General features: G+C 67.8%; 21 protein-coding genes and 2 pseudogenes. 12 read left to right on the plus strand and 11 right to left on the minus strand.

What is annotated here, in order from left to right; all coding sequences use genetic code 11:
• Positions 1-402: 402 nt before the first annotated feature.
• Positions 403-1,281, minus strand: a complete 879-nt coding sequence (locus ACZ7H1_RS10745) for a universal stress protein (protein ID WP_470785501.1) — start codon at positions 1,279-1,281, stop codon at positions 403-405.
• Positions 1,282-1,592: 311 nt separating this feature from the next.
• On the opposite strand from ACZ7H1_RS10745, the gene ACZ7H1_RS10750 reads away from it, so the two are divergent.
• The 5 genes from ACZ7H1_RS10750 to ACZ7H1_RS10770 all read left to right on the plus strand — a co-directional run bounded on the left by ACZ7H1_RS10750 (position 1,593) and on the right by ACZ7H1_RS10770 (position 4,710).
• On the plus strand, positions 1,593-2,168 hold the full coding sequence (locus tag ACZ7H1_RS10750; RefSeq protein ID WP_470785503.1) for a TerD family protein: 576 nt from the start codon (positions 1,593-1,595) through the stop codon (positions 2,166-2,168).
• Positions 2,169-2,301: 133 nt separating this feature from the next.
• Positions 2,302-3,012: a hypothetical protein gene (locus ACZ7H1_RS10755; RefSeq protein ID WP_470785504.1), complete on the plus strand. Its 711-nt coding sequence runs from the start codon at positions 2,302-2,304 to the stop codon at positions 3,010-3,012.
• Between the two features lie 244 nt (positions 3,013-3,256).
• The gene (locus ACZ7H1_RS10760; RefSeq protein WP_470785506.1) at positions 3,257-3,838 is read left to right on the plus strand and encodes a TerD family protein; all 582 of its coding nucleotides are present in this window, start codon (positions 3,257-3,259) and stop codon (positions 3,836-3,838) included.
• Positions 3,839-3,931: 93 nt separating this feature from the next.
• Entirely contained in the window at positions 3,932-4,189 is a 258-nt protein-coding gene (locus ACZ7H1_RS10765; RefSeq protein ID WP_470785507.1) for a twin-arginine translocase TatA/TatE family subunit, read from the plus strand.
• Between the two features lie 134 nt (positions 4,190-4,323).
• Positions 4,324-4,710: a hypothetical protein gene (locus ACZ7H1_RS10770; protein WP_470785508.1), complete on the plus strand. Its 387-nt coding sequence runs from the start codon at positions 4,324-4,326 to the stop codon at positions 4,708-4,710.
• 19 nt (positions 4,711-4,729) lie between these two features.
• Here ACZ7H1_RS10770 and ACZ7H1_RS10775 read toward each other — a convergent pair.
• Positions 4,730-5,850: pseudogene (locus tag ACZ7H1_RS10775) on the minus strand (IS630 family transposase).
• Between the two features lie 476 nt (positions 5,851-6,326).
• On the opposite strand from ACZ7H1_RS10775, the gene ACZ7H1_RS10780 reads away from it, so the two are divergent.
• Both ACZ7H1_RS10780 and ACZ7H1_RS10785 read left to right on the plus strand, forming a co-directional pair.
• Entirely contained in the window at positions 6,327-6,497 is a 171-nt protein-coding gene (locus tag ACZ7H1_RS10780; protein WP_470785509.1) for a hypothetical protein, read from the plus strand.
• Positions 6,498-6,610: 113 nt separating this feature from the next.
• On the plus strand, positions 6,611-6,850 hold the full coding sequence (locus ACZ7H1_RS10785; protein WP_470785510.1) for a hypothetical protein: 240 nt from the start codon (positions 6,611-6,613) through the stop codon (positions 6,848-6,850).
• A 343-nt stretch (positions 6,851-7,193) separates the two neighbouring features.
• Here ACZ7H1_RS10785 and ACZ7H1_RS10790 read toward each other — a convergent pair whose 3' ends face one another.
• On the minus strand, positions 7,194-7,739 hold the full coding sequence (locus tag ACZ7H1_RS10790; protein ID WP_470785511.1) for a DM13 domain-containing protein: 546 nt from the start codon (positions 7,737-7,739) through the stop codon (positions 7,194-7,196).
• A 386-nt stretch (positions 7,740-8,125) separates the two neighbouring features.
• Between ACZ7H1_RS10790 and ACZ7H1_RS10795 the strand changes: the two genes are divergently transcribed.
• Positions 8,126-9,178, plus strand: a complete 1,053-nt coding sequence (locus ACZ7H1_RS10795) for a TerC family protein (protein WP_470785513.1) — start codon at positions 8,126-8,128, stop codon at positions 9,176-9,178.
• Positions 9,179-9,480: 302 nt separating this feature from the next.
• On the plus strand, positions 9,481-9,915 hold the full coding sequence (locus ACZ7H1_RS10800) for a nuclear transport factor 2 family protein (RefSeq protein ID WP_470785514.1): 435 nt from the start codon (positions 9,481-9,483) through the stop codon (positions 9,913-9,915).
• 435 nt (positions 9,916-10,350) lie between these two features.
• On the opposite strand, the gene ACZ7H1_RS10805 is transcribed toward ACZ7H1_RS10800, so the two are convergent.
• The 5 genes from ACZ7H1_RS10805 to ACZ7H1_RS10825 all read right to left on the minus strand — a co-directional run bounded on the left by ACZ7H1_RS10805 (position 10,351) and on the right by ACZ7H1_RS10825 (position 13,881).
• The gene (locus ACZ7H1_RS10805) at positions 10,351-10,989 is read right to left on the minus strand and encodes a hypothetical protein (RefSeq protein WP_470785516.1); all 639 of its coding nucleotides are present in this window, start codon (positions 10,987-10,989) and stop codon (positions 10,351-10,353) included.
• On the minus strand, positions 10,961-11,434 hold the full coding sequence (locus tag ACZ7H1_RS10810) for a hypothetical protein (RefSeq protein ID WP_470785517.1): 474 nt from the start codon (positions 11,432-11,434) through the stop codon (positions 10,961-10,963). The genes ACZ7H1_RS10805 and ACZ7H1_RS10810 overlap by 29 nt, the downstream gene beginning before the upstream one ends.
• A 533-nt stretch (positions 11,435-11,967) precedes the next feature.
• Positions 11,968-12,900 (minus strand): M56 family metallopeptidase, encoded by a 933-nt coding sequence (locus tag ACZ7H1_RS10815; protein ID WP_470785518.1) that lies wholly within the window; start codon positions 12,898-12,900, stop codon positions 11,968-11,970.
• A 4-nt stretch (positions 12,901-12,904) separates the two neighbouring features.
• Positions 12,905-13,306, minus strand: coding sequence for a BlaI/MecI/CopY family transcriptional regulator (locus tag ACZ7H1_RS10820; RefSeq protein ID WP_470785519.1), 402 nt, complete (start codon positions 13,304-13,306; stop codon positions 12,905-12,907).
• Complete coding sequence (locus ACZ7H1_RS10825) at positions 13,303-13,881, minus strand: BlaI/MecI/CopY family transcriptional regulator (protein ID WP_470785521.1); 579 nt, start codon at positions 13,879-13,881, stop codon at positions 13,303-13,305. Before ACZ7H1_RS10825 ends, ACZ7H1_RS10820 begins: the two co-directional genes overlap by 4 nt.
• Positions 13,882-14,316: 435 nt before the next feature.
• On the opposite strand from ACZ7H1_RS10825, the gene ACZ7H1_RS10830 reads away from it, so the two are divergent.
• The gene (locus ACZ7H1_RS10830; RefSeq protein ID WP_470785523.1) at positions 14,317-15,396 is read left to right on the plus strand and encodes an LCP family protein; all 1,080 of its coding nucleotides are present in this window, start codon (positions 14,317-14,319) and stop codon (positions 15,394-15,396) included.
• Here the strand turns inward: ACZ7H1_RS10830 and ACZ7H1_RS10835 are convergent.
• On the minus strand, positions 15,375-16,220 hold the full coding sequence (locus tag ACZ7H1_RS10835; protein ID WP_470785525.1) for a sporulation protein: 846 nt from the start codon (positions 16,218-16,220) through the stop codon (positions 15,375-15,377). The genes ACZ7H1_RS10830 and ACZ7H1_RS10835 overlap by 22 nt on opposite strands.
• A gap of 596 nt (positions 16,221-16,816) precedes the next feature.
• Here ACZ7H1_RS10835 and ACZ7H1_RS10840 point away from each other — a divergent pair.
• Positions 16,817-17,353, plus strand: a pseudogene (locus tag ACZ7H1_RS10840) (transposase); the annotation flags it as partial.
• 178 nt (positions 17,354-17,531) lie between these two features.
• Here the strand turns inward: ACZ7H1_RS10840 and ACZ7H1_RS10845 are convergent.
• A complete protein-coding gene (locus ACZ7H1_RS10845; protein ID WP_470785527.1) occupies positions 17,532-18,263 on the minus strand; it encodes a hypothetical protein in 732 nt (243 codons plus the stop codon).
• Between the two features lie 469 nt (positions 18,264-18,732).
• Entirely contained in the window at positions 18,733-18,927 is a 195-nt protein-coding gene (locus ACZ7H1_RS10850; protein WP_470785528.1) for a DNA-binding protein, read from the minus strand.
• A 184-nt stretch (positions 18,928-19,111) separates the two neighbouring features.
• On the opposite strand from ACZ7H1_RS10850, the gene ACZ7H1_RS10855 reads away from it, so the two are divergent.
• Complete coding sequence (locus ACZ7H1_RS10855) at positions 19,112-20,713, plus strand: tyrosine-type recombinase/integrase (protein ID WP_470785529.1); 1,602 nt, start codon at positions 19,112-19,114, stop codon at positions 20,711-20,713.
• Positions 20,714-20,739: the final 26 nt, after the last annotated feature.

The raw sequence follows: 20,739 nt of genomic DNA on the forward strand, positions 1-20,739 counted from the left end.
CCTGATACTAGGGACACGATAAGGCCCACAAGGGGGTCCCCCCCCCCCCCCCCGCCCCCCCCCCCCCCCCCCCCGCAGGGTCAGCGGTGGCTCCGGGCCTCGTCCGGGGCTGGTGGCTCCGTGCCGGGCCGGCGGCGCGTGGCCCGCCATCAGACGGCGAAGGTGACCGCGAGAACGGCGGAGGGTGTACGGGTGGAGGTCTTCCGGCGGCGGTGGCATCGTGCCCGCACGACGGACGGCGCCCGACGTGGACCTCAACGGCCTTTCGCCGCCGCCAGACGCGCCGGCGGCATCGGAAGAGGCTCTCGTGAGACGCGCGGCGCCACTCCATGCCTGGCCGACGTTCAGGGCGCCGTGCCGGCTGAGTCTGGTGGCCCGCGACCTTCGAGCGGCTCAGCGTTTCTAGCGCACCACGATGACGGGGCAGCGGGCGTGATGGAGAACGGCCTGGCTGACCGAGCCCAGCAGCATGCCCGCGAATCCGCCGTGCCCGCGTGCGCCGACCACCATCAACTGGGCGCTGCCGCTTGCCTTGATCAACGCCGGACGGGTGCGCCCGCGTACCAGAGAGGAACGTACCGTCACATCCGGATACCGCTCCCGCTCCCCGGACAAGGCCTCGGCCAGAAGCCGCTCCTCCGCAGCCCGGATCTCGTCCACATCCCCGATCAGATCCACCAGATCCACCGGATCACCGACGCGGTGCTCACCGTGATCGGCCCAGGTGGACCATGCGTGCAAAGCCAGCAGCTCGGCGCCCCGCAGGGCAGCCTCTGCGAACGCGAAGGCGATGGCGGGCCGCCCCCGCGGGGAGCCGTCCACCGCCACCACCACCGGCCCGGCAAGGTCCGGCCGGCCCCGCACGACCATCACCGGGCAACGGCCGTGCGCGCTCAAATGCACCGCAGTCGACCCCAGCAGCAGTTGGAGGAAGCCCCCCGAACCGCGGTGGCCCACCACGATGAGCTGCGCCGTACGCGACTGGGCTTCCAGGACGGTCAGCGCCTCACCGGCGATGACCGCGCGGTCCACATCTACCCCCGGTGCGGCACTCCTGGCCCGCCCGACCGCCTGCCCCACCAGGTCCTCAACCCTCTCCCGCACGCCCCCCGAGGGCGGACCCAGCGGCGATGCGCCTTGCGGCACGTGCATAGCCGGCCAGGTGAAGGCGTGAACCACCCGCAATCCCACACCCCGCACCTGCGCCTCGCGCGCTGCGGCGTCCACGGCTGCCAGCGCGGCAGGCGAGCCGTCCACGCCGACCACCACCGGTCCGGTCATCGCTTCGCCTCTCGTCACCGGCAGGCACCAGAGTGCGGACGCACTGGCCCCGTCCTTCCAGCGTCTCCCGGAGTCCGGGCATCCGCGATGGGACGCCCACCGACCGCGACTCTCACCCCCCGGCACCGCTGTCTGAGTCGCGCACCCCTGGATGGGCGGCTGGAAACGATCAGCGCACGGCCGAATCGCACACGCCCGCCTCCGGATGCCCGGACACATAGCCGTCACTTCTACAGTGATGTAGATTTCGGTTGGATCTGTCGACGGTCCGGGCGAACGCCGGGCCGCGGACAACGGGAAAGGGATTCGACATGGGTGTGAGCCTCGCCAAGGGCGGCAATGTCTCGCTGAGCAAGGAGGCCCCGGGGCTGACCGCCGTACTGGTCGGACTGGGCTGGGATGCCCGCTCGACCACGGGCCAGGACTTTGACCTCGACGCCAGCGCGCTGCTGGTCGGCGACTCTGGCAAGGTTCCCTCCGACCAGCACTTCGTGTTCTACAACAACCTCAAGAGCCCCGACGGCTCGGTCGAGCACACCGGAGACAACCTCACTGGCGAGGGTGAAGGCGACGACGAGGCCGTCAAGGTCGACCTCGCCACCGTCCCCGCGGACGTCACCAGGATCGTCTTCCCGGTCTCCATCCACGACGCGGACAACCGCGGCCAGAGCTTTGGGCAGGTCCGCAACGCGTTCATCCGCGTCGTCAACCAGGCCGGAGGCGCCGAACTCGCCCGCTACGACCTCTCCGAGGACGCATCGACTGAGACCGCGATGGTCTTCGGCGAGCTGTACCGCAGCGGCGCCGAGTGGAAGTTCCGCGCGGTGGGCCAGGGCTATGCCTCCGGTCTGGCCGGCATCGCCGCCGACTTCGGCGTAGGAGTCTGACTTAAGGGCGCGCGCCCTGCGGGCGGGCCGGGGCTTTATCCGGTCCGCCCGTCGGCACGGGGTCAGCTCGGCTCCACTGCATCACGCCGGGAGAAACGGACAATGCCAGGCGGCGGCCACACGCGATCGGGGGATGAAGGTGAATGAGTCCGGCCGTCTCGAAGGGGCTGACAGGGCCGACTTCGAGCGCATCCTGCATCAAGCACTGCGCGCCCCCGACATCCGAGCGGCCCTGAACCATCCCGACACGGCGATCACAGGCGAACAGCTGCGCGCTCTGGCCCTGGTCGCAGCCGATGCAGTCGCCGCCGAAGCCTCAGCCGAGCACGTCCTCCTGGTCCGTCTGCGAACAGCGGCCGCCCAGCGGCCGGAACCCGCTGGAGGCCCGGCAGGAGGGCGGGGAATCCTGGCCGCGCTTGCCGTGATCACCCCCGCCCTCTCCGCCATCGCGGCGGCGATATTCCTCCTCCTGGGTTACTCCTTTCATCTGGCCGGCGCCCAGCCGCATTTCGCGCAGACGCTGATCGGCACAGGCTGGACTGCCGCCACGGTGGCCGCCCTGGCGGCACTCGCCTCCGGCAGTGCACTGGCCATGACCGCACTGCGCCACCACGCAGAGCCGTACACCCCGCAGCCGGACCCTGGCGAGTTCACCCAAGCCCAGGAGGCTTGGCGCCACGCCCTCCTGGAGCGGGGCCTGCTCCCCTTCTTGCGCCGCCACCTGCAACTCCCCGCCTCCGCGCCGCCCGAGGCTCCCCTTCCCCGACCGCGGCGCCTTGGCTACAGCAGCCCTGACTTCGCGAGCCCGGACTTCACCAGCCCCGCCCCACGCGCCCAGGATTGAGTCCGACTGCTCCCGGGCAGGCACGGCCACTCGCCAGGATCCCCGGGTGGGCGGCCAGAGATGATCGGCGTGTGCGGCGACAACGCCTCCGCAGCACAGCCTGGTTCGCCGTACGCAGGGGCTTGGGCCGTGGACCCCGCGGCCGGAGTGCCCTCTCCTCACCTTTTCTACAGTGCTGTAGATTCGGGCGGACGAATTGTCACCGGGCAGGCGCCTCTCTGCCCTGAGCATCAGGAGGAAGCTAATGAGCGTCACGCTCACCAAGGGTCAGCAGATCAGCCTCGAGAAGAGCAGCGGCAGCGCACTCAGCGTCGTGCGGATGGGGCTGGGCTGGCAGGCCGCCCCGCGCAAAGGCTTCCTGGCCCGCATGACCGCGAAGGAAATCGACCTCGACGCCTCCGCCGTCCTCTTCGCCGGGAAGGAGCCGGTGGACGTGGTGTTCTTCCAGCAGCTGACCAGCAAGGACGGATCGGTCCGCCACACCGGGGACAACCGCGTCGGCGGCGCCGGACAGGGAGGCGACGACGAGTCGATCCTCGTCGACCTCCAGCGGGTGCCCGTACACGTGGACCAGATCATCTTCACCGTCAACTCCTTCACCGGACAGACCTTCGCCGAAGTTCAGAACGCCTTCTGCCGGCTCATCGACGAGAGCAACGGCCAGGAACTGGCCCGCTACACCCTCTCCGGCGGCGGCAACTACACCGCCCAGGTCATGGCCAAGGTCCACCGCTCCACCAACGGCTGGAACATGTCCGCCATCGGAGAACCGGCCACCGGGCGCACCTTCCAGGACCTGCTCCCCGCCGTCGCCTCCCACCTGTAACCATCCACCGGCAGATCCGACGGAACTGCCCCGCCGCCGGCCCAGGCACGGGGCCGCGGCGGATCTCAGCCGCTTCAGAGGGGACGGACACCCATGTTCGGCATCAGTGAAATAGCGATCATCGCGATCATTCTGATCCTGGTCCTCGGGGCCAAGAAACTCCCCGAACTGGCACGCTCCATGGGGAAGTCGGCTCGGATCCTCAAGAGCGAGGCCCGGGCGATGAAGAACGACCCCGCCACCCCTGGGGCCGCTGGGCCGGCATCCAGCGCCGGGCTCGTCATCGAACCCGACGCCGTGATCAGCCCCCGCCCCGCCCACCAGGCCGACAACGACACCCCGCGACGCTGACCCTCTCCGGCGAAAGGATGACAAGCCACCGCGTCCAGATCCCAAGGGGAGCACATGAGCCTGATCATCTGGTTGACGCTCGGTCTGTGCTGCGACCGGAAACGATCACCGGGGTGTCCTGCGATGATCGGTGGATGAGCGAGCGTGAGTGGCAGGCGTTGACCAAGTCCGAGGAAGCGTTCATGGTCAATTCGTATGAGATCGACATCCTGGCTGGTGTCTGGGGGGATCTCGACGATGCCGATCAGTCCCGGCCCGTGAAGGAGCTGGCAGGGATCTTGCTGACTCTCATCGATCGTGGATGGATCGACGTTCGTCGAGTCGCGTCGTGGACGTCCCCGTCAGGGGAGAAGGGCTTCCAGCCCGGAGAGCTGGTGCCTCTCGATCAGCTTTCGGCGGTCCTGGAGGACCCATCCAACTGGGAGTACCCCGATGGTGATTGGATCGGTGCGGTGACCCTGGTGGAGACCGAGGCGGGTAAGAAGATCACCCGGCGCTCTCCCGAGGAGATGGCCGGGTAGACCGCCGTGGCGGGGATCCTCAGGCCGCCACGGCCAGTGGTCGACCACCCCACCGAATGCCTCTCTCACTGCGGACACGGGCTCGTTCGCGCCGTTGGGCGGCCAGGACGTCGGGGTGGCGGGCGTTCTGGTTGCGCCAGCGCAGGTACCACTGCAGCTCACGCGTATGCACAGTGTGGTTGGGGTGGTTCGAGTTGGCCAGGGAGAACAGCCGTAACGGCCCGAAATGCGCCTCGATCGGGTTCGCCCAGGAGGCGTTGGTCGGCGTGAAGCACAGCTCGACCTTGTTCTTCCGGGCCCACTGGCGGATCTTGCTGCCCTTGTGGGCGGACAGATTGTCCAGGATCACGCAGATCGGGGCGCCGTCCGGTCGGGCGTTCCGGATCGATTGCAGCGCGGTCAGGGACGGGGCAGCGCCTTTGTGGCGGCGGTTGACACCCCAAAGGGTGTCGTCGGCGACCGAGTAGCAGCCGTGGAAGTAGGTGACTCTGTGGGTGCGGTGGAATGTCGCCGGCAACCGGGCGGGCCTGCCCTTGATCGCCCAGCAGGACCCGGCGGTGGGGCGGATACCCAGCGGCCCGAACTCGGCGAAGGCGAAGGTGCGGTCGGGGCGCTCGGTCAGCGCGTACTCGATCCGGTCCAGCTTGGCGTCGAAGTCCGGGTCGCTGGATTCCTTCCAGGTCTTGGTCCGCTGGAACGTCACGCCGCGGCGCGCGAGCAGGCAGCGCAGGGCCTCGCGGCCGATGCGTATGGGCGGGCGGCGTGGCGCCGCACATGGTCCGCGAGTTTCCCGATCGACCAGCGAGTGAAGGGCTTGCCGAGCTTGGTGGGGCGGGTGGCGGCCGTCTCGATGACGAACTCCTCATCGTCATCGCTGAGCAGGCGGGGACGGCCTCCCGCCCACCGAGGGTCCAGACAGGCCAGCCCGACCTCGTTGAAGCGGTGGATGACGTCACGGACCGTGTCCTCGTCCGCCTGCACCAGATTCGCGATCACCGGGACGGTGTTCCCGCCCGCCGAGGCCAGCAGCATCATCGCCCGCCTGAACCGCACCGTGCTGGTGCTGCCCCGCCGCACGATCCGCTGGAGCTTCTGCCCCTCCTGCTCGGTCAGCCTGCGGACCCTGACCGGCACTGCCATCGAGCCTCCCCACACCGATCGGACGTGTCGTCACATCCAACCGACACACGGCCAGTCAGCACCACCCCGGTGATCGTTTCCGGTCACAGCACTGGTCTCCGAGCAGTTCTTCGGCACGCAGGTCGAGACCCACTTCTTCGACCTCAGCACCTGGGTGACCGCCATCGCCAGCTCCCTCGCCCTGCTCATCGCCTACCACCTGGCCTTCCGCAACAGCGGCGGCTGAGCGACGCCCTCGATGCCTGTCCACGAGACGCCAGTCCCGTCGCCACGCCAGCCTTCGTGGTCGCGCACTCGCCCCAGCGGGCACGACATCACCTGTGCGTTGAGCAGACGGACCCTCGGCAATCGGGCACGGTCAACTTCGCGGGGTCCCCCTCCCGCTGACGCCGTCCGGGCGAACATGCGTGGGCCGCATCTGAATCGGTATACGGTCCTCCACATCGATTCCGCCACACCCGCCTGCGGAGGGGAGCATGTCGCAGACCTGGGCCGCCGTCATCCTGGCCTCGATCGGGGTCATCACCACCATGGCAGGAGCTGCCCTCTACATCCTCCCCGGACCCGCCGCCCCCGTTCTCACCGTCGGCATAGCCCTGCTCGTCACAGGCATCGCCCTGCTGGGAACGGACCACAGCCGCAGGTAGCGCGGAGCCGGTCGGAGGCCGGATCACGCCGGAATGCGGCACCCCGCCCCAGCAGCACGATGGAAGGCGATCACTCATACACGAGCACCGGCCGCTGGGCCGTGGAGACGGTCATGACGATCGCGCACACCACCCATCCCAAGCACACGCACCAGCACGGTCCGGCCTGCGGGCATGTCGCGCTGCCGCACCGCGACCACACCGACGAGTGCGAGACGGCCGACCACGCAAGCCACGACCGCCAGCACGGTGAAGGCTGTGGACACGTCAGCGTCCCCCACAACGGCCACGTCGACTACGTCCACGATGGCCATCGCCACGCCGAGCACGACGGGCACTGGCATGACCACTGAAGAGACGCCCAGCCGACGGCCGGGGCTTCAGAACGCGCGCGGGGACATCAGCATCTCCGCCCCGTCGATCACCGCCGCGCAACGCGGCGCACCCGGTCCCGGCATGATACGTACGCTCACAGGCCTCGGCGGCTCCGTCGGCAGTTCTCCGGAAACGATCGCCGGTCGGTTCCCTTGCAGCTCCGCGTGACCGGTCGCCTTGCCGTCGACCAACAGCTCAGCGGCCCCACGGCGACCGCCATGGATGTTGACCGTCACCGAGTGCCCGGCGGCGTCGATGTGGAAGTGATGAGGGCCCGACATCACACACCTGCCCTTCGGGAGGATCCCGGATCCGATATGCCTAGGTTCGGTTGAGCGTGGCCGCGCCGAAGGAGACATTGAAGCGGTCGCACCAGATGGAGAGGCTGGTGTAGTCGGCGAGGTTCACATCGGCCGGGACGGGGTAGTTCTGGTCACCCTTGTTGCCCTTGAGCTCGCCCAGGCTGACATGCTTGCCGTCGTCGAAGACGTGCCAGCCGTCGCGGCCCTCGATCACGGGGGCGTCGGTCAGCCAGACACGGAGGTCGGGGCCGTTGCTGGTGTCCAGGTTCTCCAGGCGCAAGGTGTGGGAGCCGTCGGCGAGACGGAGGAGTTTCACCGTGCCGGTGGTGGCGTGTTCGTGGCTGATCAGAGTCCCCTGGGCCACCGTCCGCGGCCCGGCGGGCGGGGTTGCCGGCGAGTCGGGCGTCGGGGCGGCGGAGGCCGAGGGGACCGCCTCGTTGACCGTGTCGTCCACCCACAGCTGCCAGGGCTCGAACCAGTACAGGCCGACAGCCAGCCCGGCGCCCACTACCGCCAGCCCGCCGATCAGCAGCGGCCTGCGCCGCCGCCCCTGCTCACCTACCACGCCCGCTCCTCCGTCCCGCTGGGTGCGCCCCGCTGCCTACGGCCGGCCTGGAACCGCTCCCGGCTGCATCGCCGGCGCCCAGGTACGTCCAGCACGGCGGACCTCCACCTTTGCGATACGTCCCCGGATGCACCCGCTACCGCTGCCGGGACGGCGCTCCTGGACCACAGGACCTGGAACAAGCATGCCTCCATCCACCTGTACTCGCTCCTGCCGCGGCCCCGGAAGGATGACCGCTGCACCTGTGCGTCGCTCCAACACTGCGGCCGTCCGTGGCCTGAGCGATGCCGCACCCATTGCGCCGGCGAGCCAGGCGGGGCCGATTACCGCAGACTCCTGTGTAAGGGCCGGTGCACCGTGCGTCGGCCAGCGTGAAGGTGGCCGACGTGCTTGAGGTCCCGCTGTGGCTGTGGGGAGCATTCGCCGCGACGGTGGTGGTATCGCTGGCGGTGGACTTGCTGGCGCACCGAACCGCGCACGTCATCGGCTTCAAGGAGGCCGCAGCCTGGAGCGCCGGGTGGGTGAGCCTGGCGCTCATCTTCGGCGCGGTCGTCTTCCTCGTCCTGGGCACCACGGCGGGAACCGAGTACACCACGGCGTGGCTGCTGGAGAAGAGCCTGTCCGTCGACAACCTGTTCGTCTTCGCTGTGATCTTCGCGTACTTCAAAGTGCCCCGCGCCTACCAGCACCGCGTACTGTTCTTCGGCGTCATGGGGGCTCTGGTCTTCCGCGGGATCTTCCTCTCCCTCGGCGTGGCCGTGGTCAGCCGCTTCACCGCAGTCCTGTTCGCCTTCGCAGCCATCCTGTTCTACAGCACCTACAAGCTCCTCAAGGACGAGGAGGAGAGCTTCGATCCCGGCAAGAGCCTCGCCGTGCGGATGCTCCGTAAGGTCATCCCGGTCCGGGACGAGTACGCGGGAACGAAGTTCTTCGTCAGGGAAGCCGGCAAACGGGTGGCGACCCCGCTTCTCGCGGTGGTCGTCGCGATCGAGGCGGCCGACCTGATCTTCGCCGTCGACAGCGTCCCGGCCGTTCTCGCGGTCAGTGACGACCCGTTCATCGTCTACACCAGCAACGCCTTCGCCATCCTCGGCCTGCGCGCCCTGTACTTCATGCTGGCCGGTCTCCTCGACAGGTTCCACTACCTCAACAAGGGCCTGGCGATCATCCTCGCCTTCATCGGCGTCAAGCTCATCCTCCAGGCATCCCACAAAATGATCAGTACCGACATCCCGGAAATCCCCACACCCGTGAGCCTGGCCGTCATTGTCACCGTCCTGGCCGCCTCCATCGTGCTCAGCCTTAAGCGGCCCGCCAAGCCGGCCGACCCACAGGTGCACGCGCCCGGCAGCGAGGGCGCGCAGCCCACAGGCCCCGACCATGGCACCGCGCTCGGAAACGGCAAGCAGCGGTCCGATCCACCCGAGTCCGACAGGTAGCTGGCAGGCACCATCACCCCGGCCTGCGGAACAGCGCACTGCCACTGGCCGACTCTCCGGTACGGGCATATCGTAAAAAAATGGTCAAAAAAGAGAGTGATCCCGACACGTACGCCTGCCCAGCGTGCGGGCAGCCCGTCACCTCCACGATCACACGCCACAAGACACTCGGCGTCTTCGTACCCGTCTGGGGCCCCGGCCCCTGCCACAACCGCGACTGCACCGAGTACGTCCCGACACCACAGCACAGGCCCAGACCGCTTCGGCAGGCTGTAGCGTCGGGTCCTGGCCACGCTCGGGCCATGGATGACGCTGTCGATCTGCCCCCAAAGATCCCCAAGGACGACGAGGATCACGCGCAGCTCACGGCCGCCGTCGAGGACTGGGCGGCTGCGATCGTCTCCAACGACGCCGCGCGGATGGCGAGATACATGGCGGACGACTGGGTCATCGTCTCCGAGTCGGGTATCTCCACCAAAGAGCAGTTCCTTGCGTTCGTCGAGTCCGGGGAGTTGACCCACTCGGCGATGGATCTCATCAGCCCGCCCAGGATCCGCGTGCGCGGTGATACCGCCGTGTTCACGGCGCGGGCTACGAACACGGCCCACTACGGAGGCCGGCGGTTCGACGCCGACGAGTGGACGACCGATGTCTTCGTCAGGCAGGACGGCCGCTGGCTGTGCGTGCTGAGCCACATCACGGCAGCGGCTCCGTCGGCTTCGTCAGGCACGAGCTGAGAGGCATCCCCGCCCCGATTCGAGGTCAGCCGCAGCCTGACCTGCGAGCCGCTGGAGGCGATTTACGCTCGGTAATCTGCCCGGCCTCCGGTGTCGCCCCGCATGAGCAGGGCTACGTCGTCGTGGTCTCCCGGGAGGGCGAAGCGAGTGCAGAAGCAGGTCGCAGGAAGCAGGCGGGCGGCGGTAGCGACGGTGACGAGGCAGTGCCAGCCAGTGAACGACAGGGCTCGAAGCAGCCCGACGCCTCGAGATGACCCACCGCAATGAGCGGCTGCTGGCGATGGCGGCGCCTAGAGACTGTCTCCTTGAAGTGGCGGTGAGCTGGTGTCACCGGCGCGGGGGTGAAGCAGCTCGTGGGTGCACCACGAGAACGACCAGCACGCGGAAGCGCGACTCTGCGTCAGCGCCGAGTCTCGTCCGGCCAGTTACTGTCGATCAGCCGTGTGTCGACCCATCGAAGTTTCGGTTGAGGCCGTGGCATCCCGCGAGGCACTTATCGCAGCTGAGCCTCACTCCCGGCCGAAAATTCGGCCCAAGAGCAGCACGCAGCTCGGTAGATGTGCCGAGCGACAGGCTGCCGAAGCGCGCATCCCGGAACCTCGGGTTAGCTACGAGGGCCACTGCCAGGATCTGGGCCTTCGTGATGATGACGAGGCACTCACGGCCTTCGTACGACTCACCGGGGATGTGATCGCATTCGTCAGGATCAAGTCCGCAAATCGAGCACTCCGACTCGTCCACGCGTGTCTCCACGCTAAACCCGACCCGAAGATGCCCAAGATCGACTGGACACTCCCGGTAGTAGACGCCGTCGCGGTAGGCCATGGTGCAAGCCTTCGGATAGCCCCGCCTCAGCAATCCGCCTACCTCGTCCAGCAGCTCATGAGCTCGGTCGAAGAGGGCAAGGTCGTGCTCTTCGGAACGGTCCATTACCTGCCGCAGCTCCCCCCTCAGCCGCCGCAGGATCTCTAGCGCAGCTGGATCGGGGTGGCGTGCAGCTTTGGCCTGCTCAAGGTCGACCTGGCACTGCTGGAAGACCTCGTTCTCATCCCTCGGGGAGCTGACGGTGCTCATCCTCAGAACCCCACCTCTCGATCCTGGTGATCGCTTCGAGGACCGAGTCGGCCGGGCCGTCCAGCACCAGCTTGGTGGTCAGGTCACCCTGCCGGGTTACCTCCACGTGCAGAACGGGGGACGGAACAGTCACCTCTTCGCCGGACGAATCGCCCCTCCTGAGGATCTTCATCGTCGCGTAGGAGGAGACCAAGCCAGTCAGCGTTGCGATCAGGGTCTCTTTCCCGACGTCCCTGGCGAACTCAATGATCGGCAACCAGAACTCGGCGGCGTCGTGGGTCAGGTAGGTGCGATCAGGCTTCTCGTCCTCGAACTCGACGGTCAAGCCGGCGGCTCGGATGAGCTTCGCCACCCTGATCGCTTCGTACGGGTAGTTCCCGGGGACATCCGAGCGGGACACGCTCGGCAGTCCGGCAACTCCGCGCCTGATCAGCACGTCAGCCAAGGTCAGCCCCCCTCAGTTTTCTTCTCAGTTGCCATGATTCCACAACTAGCCCTCCGCATGCCTATTGTTAAAGAATGAGTAAAGCCCAGCATGAGACCGGTCCCGAGGGGGTGCTCCTGTGCCCGGTCTGCAAGCACCCCCTGTCCATGACGATCAAGAGAAGGCGCAAGATGCTGGGGGCCTTCGTGCCGGTGCGGCGCCGCCCCAGTGTCTGCCACAACCCTGACTGCCCCGAATACCTGGAGGGCCCGCAACACGCTGGGCCCGCAGACCGCTGACGGAGAGAAATGGGCTGGCTATTGCTCACCGGCCCGGGCGTAAACGCTTCACCGACTCATGACGCGTGGTGCGCCTCCAGAACCCGGCCCAAGCTCGTCCGCAACTACGCTCGTTAGTCGCCGGCTCGTCGGCCATGTCGATCGGCTACCCCCAAGGAGTTACGGCGCACCCGGGAAGGTCGTGCCCAGGCGTCATCACGGGGACCGCGCTGCCGCTCGGCACCCAGCCTCGTCCGGGCATCCGGCTTTCCGGGCTCACAGTGGGGTCGCGGCTTTGAGGATGAAGAACAGGGTGATGGCGGAGTTCGCAGAGGAGAGGGCGGAGGCTGCAGCGCCGGCGGTGGCGCCCCAGGCGGCCAGGCCCGCCGCGGTGAACACTGACGGCCATGCCAGGGACAGCGGAGCGGGTGCCAGGAGAGCCGCCACCCGGCGTGGCACCGGGCCGGGGGCCGCAAAGTGTGCGAGCGAGGCTACGGGGGCGCCCCGGGTGATGAGAGCGGCCTTGGCGACGGCTCTGGCGACGGTTCGGCGGCTGCCGGTGGTGGCCGCCGCTTCCTCGTCCGCCCACCGTTCGGCGGTGTAGGTGACCGAGGTGCGCAGTGGGCGCAGGAACGGGTTCGCCCTCGCGGCGAGCTGCACGGCCAGCAGGAAGCGGTGGTGGCGGGCGGCGAGGTGGGCGCGCTCGTGGGCGAACAGGGCGCGGCGCTCTGGTCCGTTCAGCTCGGCGAGCATCCCGGCCGTGACCACGACACGATCCCGGCGCTTGCCCGGGAGGGCGTAGGCGTAGGGAGCGTGGTCGGGCAGCACGGCGACGCTCCGGTCGGGCAGTGCGGCCAGAGCGCGGGTCGCGTCGCGGCGTACGCGGTGGTGGCGCCAAGCCAGCCGCGTGCAGGCGGTGATGACGGCGAGCAGGGCGGGGATGGCGGCCTTGCCGGCCACCTCGTCATAGGGGACGGCTTCGCGTACTTCCGGGTCCGACCAGCCGTCGGGCAGCGGGTTGCCGGGCAGCTGGGCCGTGCCGACCACCATCAGCAGGGCCAGGCACAGCGTGCTGCACACCGCGAGCACGGCTGCGATCGCGGTCAGCAGCCACGTTGCGGCGCGCGGGTGGAGATGGTGTTCCGCGAGCCGCGCGATCGGCCATGCGGTTAAAGGCAGCACCAACGGCAGGAAGACGAAGACCCCCATGCGGTCAGCCTTCTCCTTCTTCGGCGGTCTGGGCCAGGACATCGCGCAGCAGCTGTTCGTCCCGGGGCGACAGTGCGGTGACGAAGCTGGCCAGGACCGCCTGCCGGTCGGGCTCGCCGTCCAGGACCTTACGCATCCGCAGGGCGGCCAGGCCAGATTCGTCGGCGACCGGCACCCATTCGAACGAGCGGCCCGCCCGCTCGCGGTCGACCGCGCCCTTGGCGTGGAGCCGGGTCAGGATGGTCATCACGGTGGTGTAGGCGAGGTTCCCGGGCAGGCGTTCTTGGACCCAGGCCGCTGTCACCGGCCGGGGTGCCCGGCCCAGTGCGGCAAGGACCTGGGCCTCGAGCTCACCCTGGCCGCGTCGGCGGGAATCCCCGTCACCCGTGCTCTGCGGGGCTGTCATGTCCTCTTCCCTCCCGTCTGTGGCGCGTGCATGGCGTTGCGGCGCAGTTCATCGTACTGAGCCCTCGCTGTCTCCTGCCGTTCCCCTCCAGCAGGGGGCCCCTTGGAGGCGGAGAGACGGTCCCTGAGGGTCTGCTCGTCACCGGGGGGAAGGTCGGCGACGAAGCGGCTCAGCACTCCCTGCCGGTCGCTTTCCCCCTCGAGTACCCGGTGCATCCTGATCGCCGCCAGTCCCGCGTCGTCGACCAGAGCCCGCCACACGTACCCTCGCCCCAGCCGGCTCCGGGCCACGGCATGCTTTGCCTCGAGCCGGGACAGTGCGGTCGCCACGGTGGTGTAGGCGAGCGCGGGATCGACGTGATCTCGCACCCAGGACGCCGATACCGGCTCCGGCGCCCCGGACAGTGCGGTCAGCACACTGGCCTCAAGCCTGCCGGACTCCCTCCGGGCAACCGCGCGCACCGGCCCGCTCTTGGTCTCATCCACTGGCCTGTCCTTCCCGTCACCGGCCCGCACGAATGCGGAGGCGACTGCTCCCACGCGCTCCTCCTCAAGGATGCCCCCGACACCCACCATCTTCTACGTCGTTGTAGATTCTTGGCCGCGGCGTGACCGACCGGGATCTGTCGGGGGCGACATGGCACAGCAGGCTCTCAAGGGCCCGGTGGCGGAAGGCGATATACAACGGGAAGTCACACGGGCGTACCGCGGCCCCGCACAAAATCCGGTTTCCCCCGGCCGGGAGGGCAGCGCGGGAAGCCGATACTGACCCGGCGCGGCCGCATCGCACGGTGGGCGGCCGGCACTCTCGCCGTCCTGGTTCTGGCTGCGGGAGGCGCTGGCGGCTGGCTGTACCAGCGCCTCGACGGCAACATCAACGCCTCCGACATCGACGACAAGCTCGGCGGCGGGCGCCCGGTCAACCTCAGCCCCGGCGCCAAGAACATTCTCCTGGTCGGGTCCGACAGCCGGGAAGGCGCCAACGCCGAATATGGCAAGGACCTGGCCACCATGCAGTCGGACACGCTGATGGTCCTCCACATCGCCGCCAACCGGAAATGGGCGGTCGTCGTCTCCCTCCCGCGCGACTCCTGGGTGCAGATACCGGCCTGTGAGCGCGCAGACGGCACCCAGTCCGCGCCGTACCACTTCAAAATCAACGCGGCGTACGCGATCGGCGGCGAGGGCGGCGAGGGCGGTGGAGCGGCCGCGTGCACGATCAAGACCATCGAGCACAACACCGGCCTGCGCATTGACCACTTCGTCACCGTCGACTTCCAGGGCTTCAAGGCATGGTCAACGCTCTGGGCGGAATCGAGGTCTGCCCGCGGCAGGGCCATCCATGACAAGAAGGCCCACCTGGACATCGAAGCGGGCTGCCAGACCGTCAAGGACGAACAGGCCCTCGGATACGTCCGCACCCGCTACAGCACCGGCGACGGCTCAGACATAGGCCGCATCGGCCGTCAGCAGGAATTCATGCAGGCCCTGGCCGCCAAAGCGCAGCAGAAACTGACCAGCCCTGGCGACGTCTACGGCTTCCTCGACTCCGCCACCAAGTCCATCACCACCGACAAGGCCCTGGCCGGCCTGCGCCCCCTGCACGGCCTGGCCTCCCAGCTCCAGGACATCCCCCCGGACCGCCTCACGTTCCTCACCGTCCCCAACTACCCGCGCGAGGTGGACGTCCCCACAGACAAGGCCAACATCTCCTGGCAGTTCCCCCACGCGCGGATCTTGTTCACCGCCCTGGCCAAAGACCAGGCAATCACCAAGGTCCAACTCGCAGCCGCCGAGCCCATCGCGGCCGGCTCCACGCAGGTCCTGGTCCTCAACGGCACCGGCACATCAGGCAAGGCGGCCGCCGTCGCCGCCCAACTGCGCACCGCCGGCTACACCGTCACAGCAACCGGCAACGCCCCTCAAAACGCAGCAAGTACCACCGTGACCCACCCGCCGGGCCTGGATCTACACGCGGAAGCTTTCGCCTCCCGTCTGAGGACGCCTGTCACCGCTCAGGCCAGCCAGAACATGGCAGTCAGAGTGATCACTCTGACGGTCGGCGCCGACTACACCGGGCTGCTCGGCTGACCCAGGTTCGTAACAGTGCCAGGGGGTTGACTCCGCTGGTCGGGAGGAGACTTCCACGAGGTAGCCCCCGGCCCGTCGACTGGCCTGTGCGGCAGCGGGATCGCCCTGGTTCCACCCCTGGCGGTCAGATGTTGCAGCCACCGCTCTGCTTCGTCCGCCCAGTCGAGCCGGGCGACATCCTCATGGCGCGCAATGAACTGGGCGAGCACACCGCCCGCGTTCGATCCGGTAGGTCTATCCGCGTCCATGGCCACCTCGGCGCCGCCGGCGTGGGTGAGGAATGTGAGCGACAGCTCCCGCATGACTCGCCGATACTGGCCGGGCGCTGCGAGCCTGAACTCCTGGTAGAAGGGGAGTCCCTGCGTCGTGCCAGCGATCTGTCCCTGAACCATCCGGGCTGACGTCAGCGTGAAGCCCAGATCGGCGATCCCGTTAGCGACTGCCTCCTGCACAGGAAGAGGCCGCACAGGGAAGGGCAGCAGCGGGCCCCTGCCACGCACACCCGAGACCGCGACTGTCGCCCTGACGGCAACCGTGACAGGTAACGTCACTCCGAAAAGCTGCGTGACGGGAGTCTCCCACGGCACTGCGGCCGTGAACCGCCCTGCCATACCGCCTTCCGGGCGGCCGACGAGGCCGCCAACGGTCAAGCGGCGGAAGATGACGGCGCGGGGCTGCGCCTCGCCATACGCGACGAGCTCAAGGAACATGTCCTCGATTCGCCCGGTCGGAACTCGGTCACTCAGCTGGATCGCGCCACGCAGGATGCCGCCAGGCTCCACAGCCTCGGCCGCTATGGCAAGCTCCGCAGCCGGGTCATTCATATCGCAGGTCGCAGTGACGTCACGATGGCATCGACTCCCTCGTCGTACCGGATCGCTGACCAGTCAGATCCCGCTTCCGACGAACTGACAAGCAGCCTTCCCCTCCCGAATGCTTCTACATCTATGTAGAAAGATAGGGGCGGGTGGCAGCTTGTAAACCCCTCCACATCCCCCGCTGTGAAGTCCCACAAGCAGGCGGCGATGCTGTCGCAGGATCTTGAAAGGCAGGGGCGTTGACGAATTTGCGATGGAAAGGCCGCAAGGACCGTCCCCGCCCTCGTCGGCCACCCCCACCTCTTGGCCCTCGTTGCCTCGCTCCCCGTCGTGGCCGGGTGTCTCGCCCTGGGGGCGTCACGGGAAGGCCGCACCAGGCTGGGTGCTCCATCGGGCCAGTGGCCGCGGAGCGCCGCCGATCATGCAGCGTGATCCAGGCGTTCGAGATCCGGCCGTCCAAGCAACCTTCAAGAGAGATATCCAGGTTGGGGATGCTTATGCGCGATACAGCACAAGCCGCGTCGTCACCGAAGCAGGCTTCTCCCAGCTCGACCAGGCCCTCAAGAACTGAGCCGCAGAGGGCTCCGACAGCCTGTCCCTAGGCAGCGGACCGGATCATCGACAACCTCGGGCCGATGCTCGCCCTCCAGCCCCGCAAGCGGTTCGCCAAGGGCACCGTGCTCATCGTGGACGGCACCCTGGTGCCCACCCGCGACCACACGATCGCCGAGCGGTCGAAGAACTACCGGTACTCCACCAACCACCAAGTCGTCATCGACGCCGACACCCGCCTGGTCGTCGTGGTCGGCCGGCCACTCGCCGGGAACCGCAACGACTGCAAGGCATGCGAGGAATCCGGTGCCAAGGCCGCCGTCGGCAAGACCACCACGATCGCCGACGGCGGCTACCCAGGCACCGGACTCGTCATCCCGCACCGCAGAGAGCGCGGCCAGACCGAACTTCCAGCCTGGAAGGAGGAACACAACAAGTCCCACAAGCAGGTCCGGGCCCGTGTCGAGCACGTCTTCGCCCGGATGAAGACCTGGAAGATCCTCCGCGACTGCCGCCTCAAAGGAGACGGTGTCCACCACGCCATGCTCGGCATCGCACAGATGCACAACCTCGCCCTCGCCGGATAGGCCAGCGGGCCGCACGGCGGCCCACCACGCCCGAGGCGTCAGAGATCATTTACGGGACAGCCCTTAGGCTGCCGTTGCGGCGGCCCAGGATCGGGACGAGACGAGCCGAACCCTTACGCAGAGTATTCAGACACGTTTCACGCAAGGTCCGTCGGCCCGGCTCGTTTGTACTCCCAGTTCAGCTGACCGACGTACGCCACTCGATGCGGATACGGCTGCGTGGGGCGACCGCTCCGCCGCCTGCCGCGAGGACGTGCACCTTCGCGACCGTCAGCATGACCAGGCCCCGCTGGAGCGCCCGGGGAGCGGTGTTCCACCAGCCGACCACTTCACGAGGGTCGGACAGCGGAACACCGGTGATCTGCTCCAGGAACCGCAGGCGGGCCCGCGAAGCCGCCAAGTCATCCTTGGTGGCCTTCTCCGCTGCCTTGTACGCGTCCGGCACCATCTGCTGTCGGAACGCCTTGAGGGAGGCGAACCGGCTGTCGGCGTCCTTGATGTGGGCGGCCAGCCGCTCGGCTTCCTCCCCGGCGTCCCGCTGTAGGCGCAGCAGCTTCTCGTGCTGGCCAGGCCGGAGCAGGTCGGCAAGGACCTCCTCGGTCACCACCGGCTCTAGGCGATCGGCATCCATGCGGATCTTGCCGCAGCCCTGGCATCGGTAGTTCGGGCCCGCCTCGGCGTTGACCCGGCCGCCGGTCAGGTCGTGGCCGCACTCGTCGCAGTCGGCGATGCCCTTGGTCAGCAGGTAGTCATAGCACTCACGCCGTTGTACGGGCTCACCACGGATGGCGGCGCGTGCTTCGAGGAGGGCGCGCTGCTCGTCGGGAGTCAGCACGGTCTCCCCGAAGCCCTCGATCGGATTGCCGTCGTTGTCGAGGCCGGCCATCCGGGGGTGGGAGAGGGTCTTCATCAGGGTGTCTCCCCGCCAGGGACCGCCTAGGGGGGTGCGTCCGCCGGTCTGGTTGACCCACTCGGCCACAGCGTTCTGCGACACCGGCGGATCAACGATGGACAGCCGTGATGCTGCGCGCCGCAGGAACGCCGCTTCTGCGTGGACGAGCCCGCCCCCACCGTTGGCGTATCCGCACAGCCTCGCCATATCCCGCTGATCTCCGATCGGTCCCGCCCTGATCGACTGTCGATGAGGTGCTGATCTCTATCTAATAGGCCAACGCCTGTGATGCATAACTCGCAGCTCGCCTACAACCTTCCCGGTCGCGTATATCGGCAGGTGAGCGCGCTGCAAGGTTGCATGAATGTGGCGCAGGTCACAGATTGAAACTTGGGGGAACCGCGGCTTCCGTCGATCGTCGCGCCTGAAATGCCCGAAGGCTCGACCCTGGCCGGGTCGAGCCCTCCCGTATAGGTCATCAGGCATCTCAGTCCTTGACGCCAAGAGCGTCCCACAGTGAAGCCGTCGCAACGCGCGTCGTCGCACCCAGCCGGATGACCCGCGCCGGGAAGCGGTCCGCCTTGATCAGTGCGTACGCCTTGTCCTTGCCGATACCCAGCGCCTGCGCAGCCGTCGCCACACTCACCGCCGGAGGCAGCTCCAAAAGTTCGCCCATCGTCATCGAGCCGCCCTGCGAACCCCGCGTCGAACCTGCCGGAGCGGCAGGAATAGATGAGGACATAGGTGGTCACAACCCTCTTCCCCGCGCCACCTGACCAGAAGCCTACGGTGCCCAACGGGGCGTCCCGCTCGCTACAGAAAGATGAGGACACGTAAGGACAACCGAGTTCATTCGGGGGACACCCATGTTCAGCGGCAGCATCTACAAGCGGTGCAAGTGCACCGAACCCAAACTCGACGACTCCGGCCAACCTCTCCTCGACTCGAACGGAAACCCCAAGACCCGCGAACTGGGTACCCGCTGCCCTGACCTGAAGAAGCGCGACCATGGGAGTTGGTACTACTACGTGAACCTCCCCGACGGCCCACGCGGCGAACGCCGGCGGCCGCGCAAGGGAGGGTTCCTCACCCGCGCAGCAGCCCAGCACGCGGCCCAGATGCTCTGGAGCGAGGCAACCGACGGAATCAAGGTCGAATCACGCGAGACCGTAGAGCAGTTCCTCCGACGCTGGCTCAAAAACCGCGTCGACCTCAAGAGGAAGACCCGATGCGACTACACCGACTTCATCGAGCGCCTCTACATCCCCGCCCTCGGCCAACTGCCCATGCGTGAACTTCGGACCCGGCACATCCAGGCGATGTTCGAAGACATCTGGGCCTACAACAAGGTCAAGGAAGCGAACCGCATCGAGGCCGAGGAGGCACTCGCGAAATGCGAAACTGCGCGCCAGGCGTGGCGACAGGCTCCCCGGCCCCGGCCGCCGGAGCTGCGCCAGCACTGGGACGAAGCCAAGGCTGTCCTCAAAGCGGCCCGTGCCAAGCCCCGCCAGAATACGGGCCCCGGCACGCAGAAACGGATCCTCGACGCACTGTCCGCCGCCCTCAAGGCCGCCGTCATGGAGAAGCTCATCACCGAGAACTGGGCGGACGAGGTCGTGATCCCCAGGTACGAGAAGCCGCGTGCCATCGTTTGGACCGAAGAGCGAGTTGCGCGCTGGCGCGAAACTGGGGAGAAGCCGAGCTCCGTCATGGTCTGGACCCCCGAGCTCACCGGCCAATTCCTCGATGCCGCAGCAGGCCACCGTATGTACGTGATGTGGCACCTCCAGGTGTTCCGAGGGCCTCGCCGAGGTGAAGCCGCAGGGCTTACCTGGGCGGAGGTCGATATGACGAAGGGCACTGCCAACATCGTCCAGCAGCTTGTCTCCGACACCTCGCACAAACTCTTCGAGGAGACGCCCAAGAGCCGCAGCGGCCGGCGAACCATCGCCCTCGACTCCGCTACACACGCGCTCCTAGCGACATGGCGAGACGTGCAGAAGGCCAAGCGAGCCGAGTGGGAGAAGAAGCACAAGGAGGACCCTGAGAAGTACGCCCCGTACGTTGATAGCGGCTACGTCTTCACACAGGACAACGGGACACCTTGGCACCCCGACAACGTCTCCAAGGTCTTCGACCGGCTTCTCAGGCGCCTGGACATGCCGCCCATCCGCCTTCACGACCTTCGTCACTGCGCAGCATCGCTTAGCCTCGCCGCCGGCCTGTCCATGAAGGCCATCCAGGCGCTCCTGGGGCACGCGACGTTCGCGCTGACAGCGGACACGTACAGCAGCTTGATGCCGCAGTACGAGAAGGAGGCTGCGGACGCTCCCGTCGCCCTGGTTCCGAGGGCGCAGGCTCAGCCGGCCCCGTCGGCGGAAGCGCCCCAACAGGAGCCCAGCGCAGGGTTGGAGATGAGGCTCATCGAAGGAGGAGGGGGAGCGCAGCAGGGGAGTACCGCGGCCTAGCCTGCTGTCCCCCGAATGTCCCCCGG

It is taken from the genome of Streptomyces sp. NPDC037401 (assembly GCF_055602345.1).

Coding starts and splice junctions, on each gene's coding strand:
- ACZ7H1_RS10815 (WP_470785518.1), bottom strand. CDS start 12,900: ATGGGGGTCTTCGTCTTCCTGCCGTTGGTGCTGCCTTTAACCGCATGG.
- ACZ7H1_RS10755 (WP_470785504.1), top strand. CDS start 2,302: ATGAAGGTGAATGAGTCCGGCCGTCTCGAAGGGGCTGACAGGGCCGAC.
- ACZ7H1_RS10825 (WP_470785521.1), bottom strand. CDS start 13,881: ATGGTGGGTGTCGGGGGCATCCTTGAGGAGGAGCGCGTGGGAGCAGTC.
- ACZ7H1_RS10770 (WP_470785508.1), top strand. CDS start 4,324: ATGAGCGAGCGTGAGTGGCAGGCGTTGACCAAGTCCGAGGAAGCGTTC.
- ACZ7H1_RS10800 (WP_470785514.1), top strand. CDS start 9,481: ATGGATGACGCTGTCGATCTGCCCCCAAAGATCCCCAAGGACGACGAG.
- ACZ7H1_RS10780 (WP_470785509.1), top strand. CDS start 6,327: ATGTCGCAGACCTGGGCCGCCGTCATCCTGGCCTCGATCGGGGTCATC.
- ACZ7H1_RS10765 (WP_470785507.1), top strand. CDS start 3,932: ATGTTCGGCATCAGTGAAATAGCGATCATCGCGATCATTCTGATCCTG.
- ACZ7H1_RS10830 (WP_470785523.1), top strand. CDS start 14,317: ATGCAGTCGGACACGCTGATGGTCCTCCACATCGCCGCCAACCGGAAA.
- ACZ7H1_RS10820 (WP_470785519.1), bottom strand. CDS start 13,306: ATGACAGCCCCGCAGAGCACGGGTGACGGGGATTCCCGCCGACGCGGC.
- ACZ7H1_RS10845 (WP_470785527.1), bottom strand. CDS start 18,263: ATGAAGACCCTCTCCCACCCCCGGATGGCCGGCCTCGACAACGACGGC.
- ACZ7H1_RS10850 (WP_470785528.1), bottom strand. CDS start 18,927: ATGACGATGGGCGAACTTTTGGAGCTGCCTCCGGCGGTGAGTGTGGCG.
- ACZ7H1_RS10785 (WP_470785510.1), top strand. CDS start 6,611: ATGACGATCGCGCACACCACCCATCCCAAGCACACGCACCAGCACGGT.
- ACZ7H1_RS10750 (WP_470785503.1), top strand. CDS start 1,593: ATGGGTGTGAGCCTCGCCAAGGGCGGCAATGTCTCGCTGAGCAAGGAG.
- ACZ7H1_RS10745 (WP_470785501.1), bottom strand. CDS start 1,281: ATGACCGGACCGGTGGTGGTCGGCGTGGACGGCTCGCCTGCCGCGCTG.
- ACZ7H1_RS10805 (WP_470785516.1), bottom strand. CDS start 10,989: ATGAGCACCGTCAGCTCCCCGAGGGATGAGAACGAGGTCTTCCAGCAG.
- ACZ7H1_RS10760 (WP_470785506.1), top strand. CDS start 3,257: ATGAGCGTCACGCTCACCAAGGGTCAGCAGATCAGCCTCGAGAAGAGC.
- ACZ7H1_RS10855 (WP_470785529.1), top strand. CDS start 19,112: ATGTTCAGCGGCAGCATCTACAAGCGGTGCAAGTGCACCGAACCCAAA.
- ACZ7H1_RS10835 (WP_470785525.1), bottom strand. CDS start 16,220: ATGAATGACCCGGCTGCGGAGCTTGCCATAGCGGCCGAGGCTGTGGAG.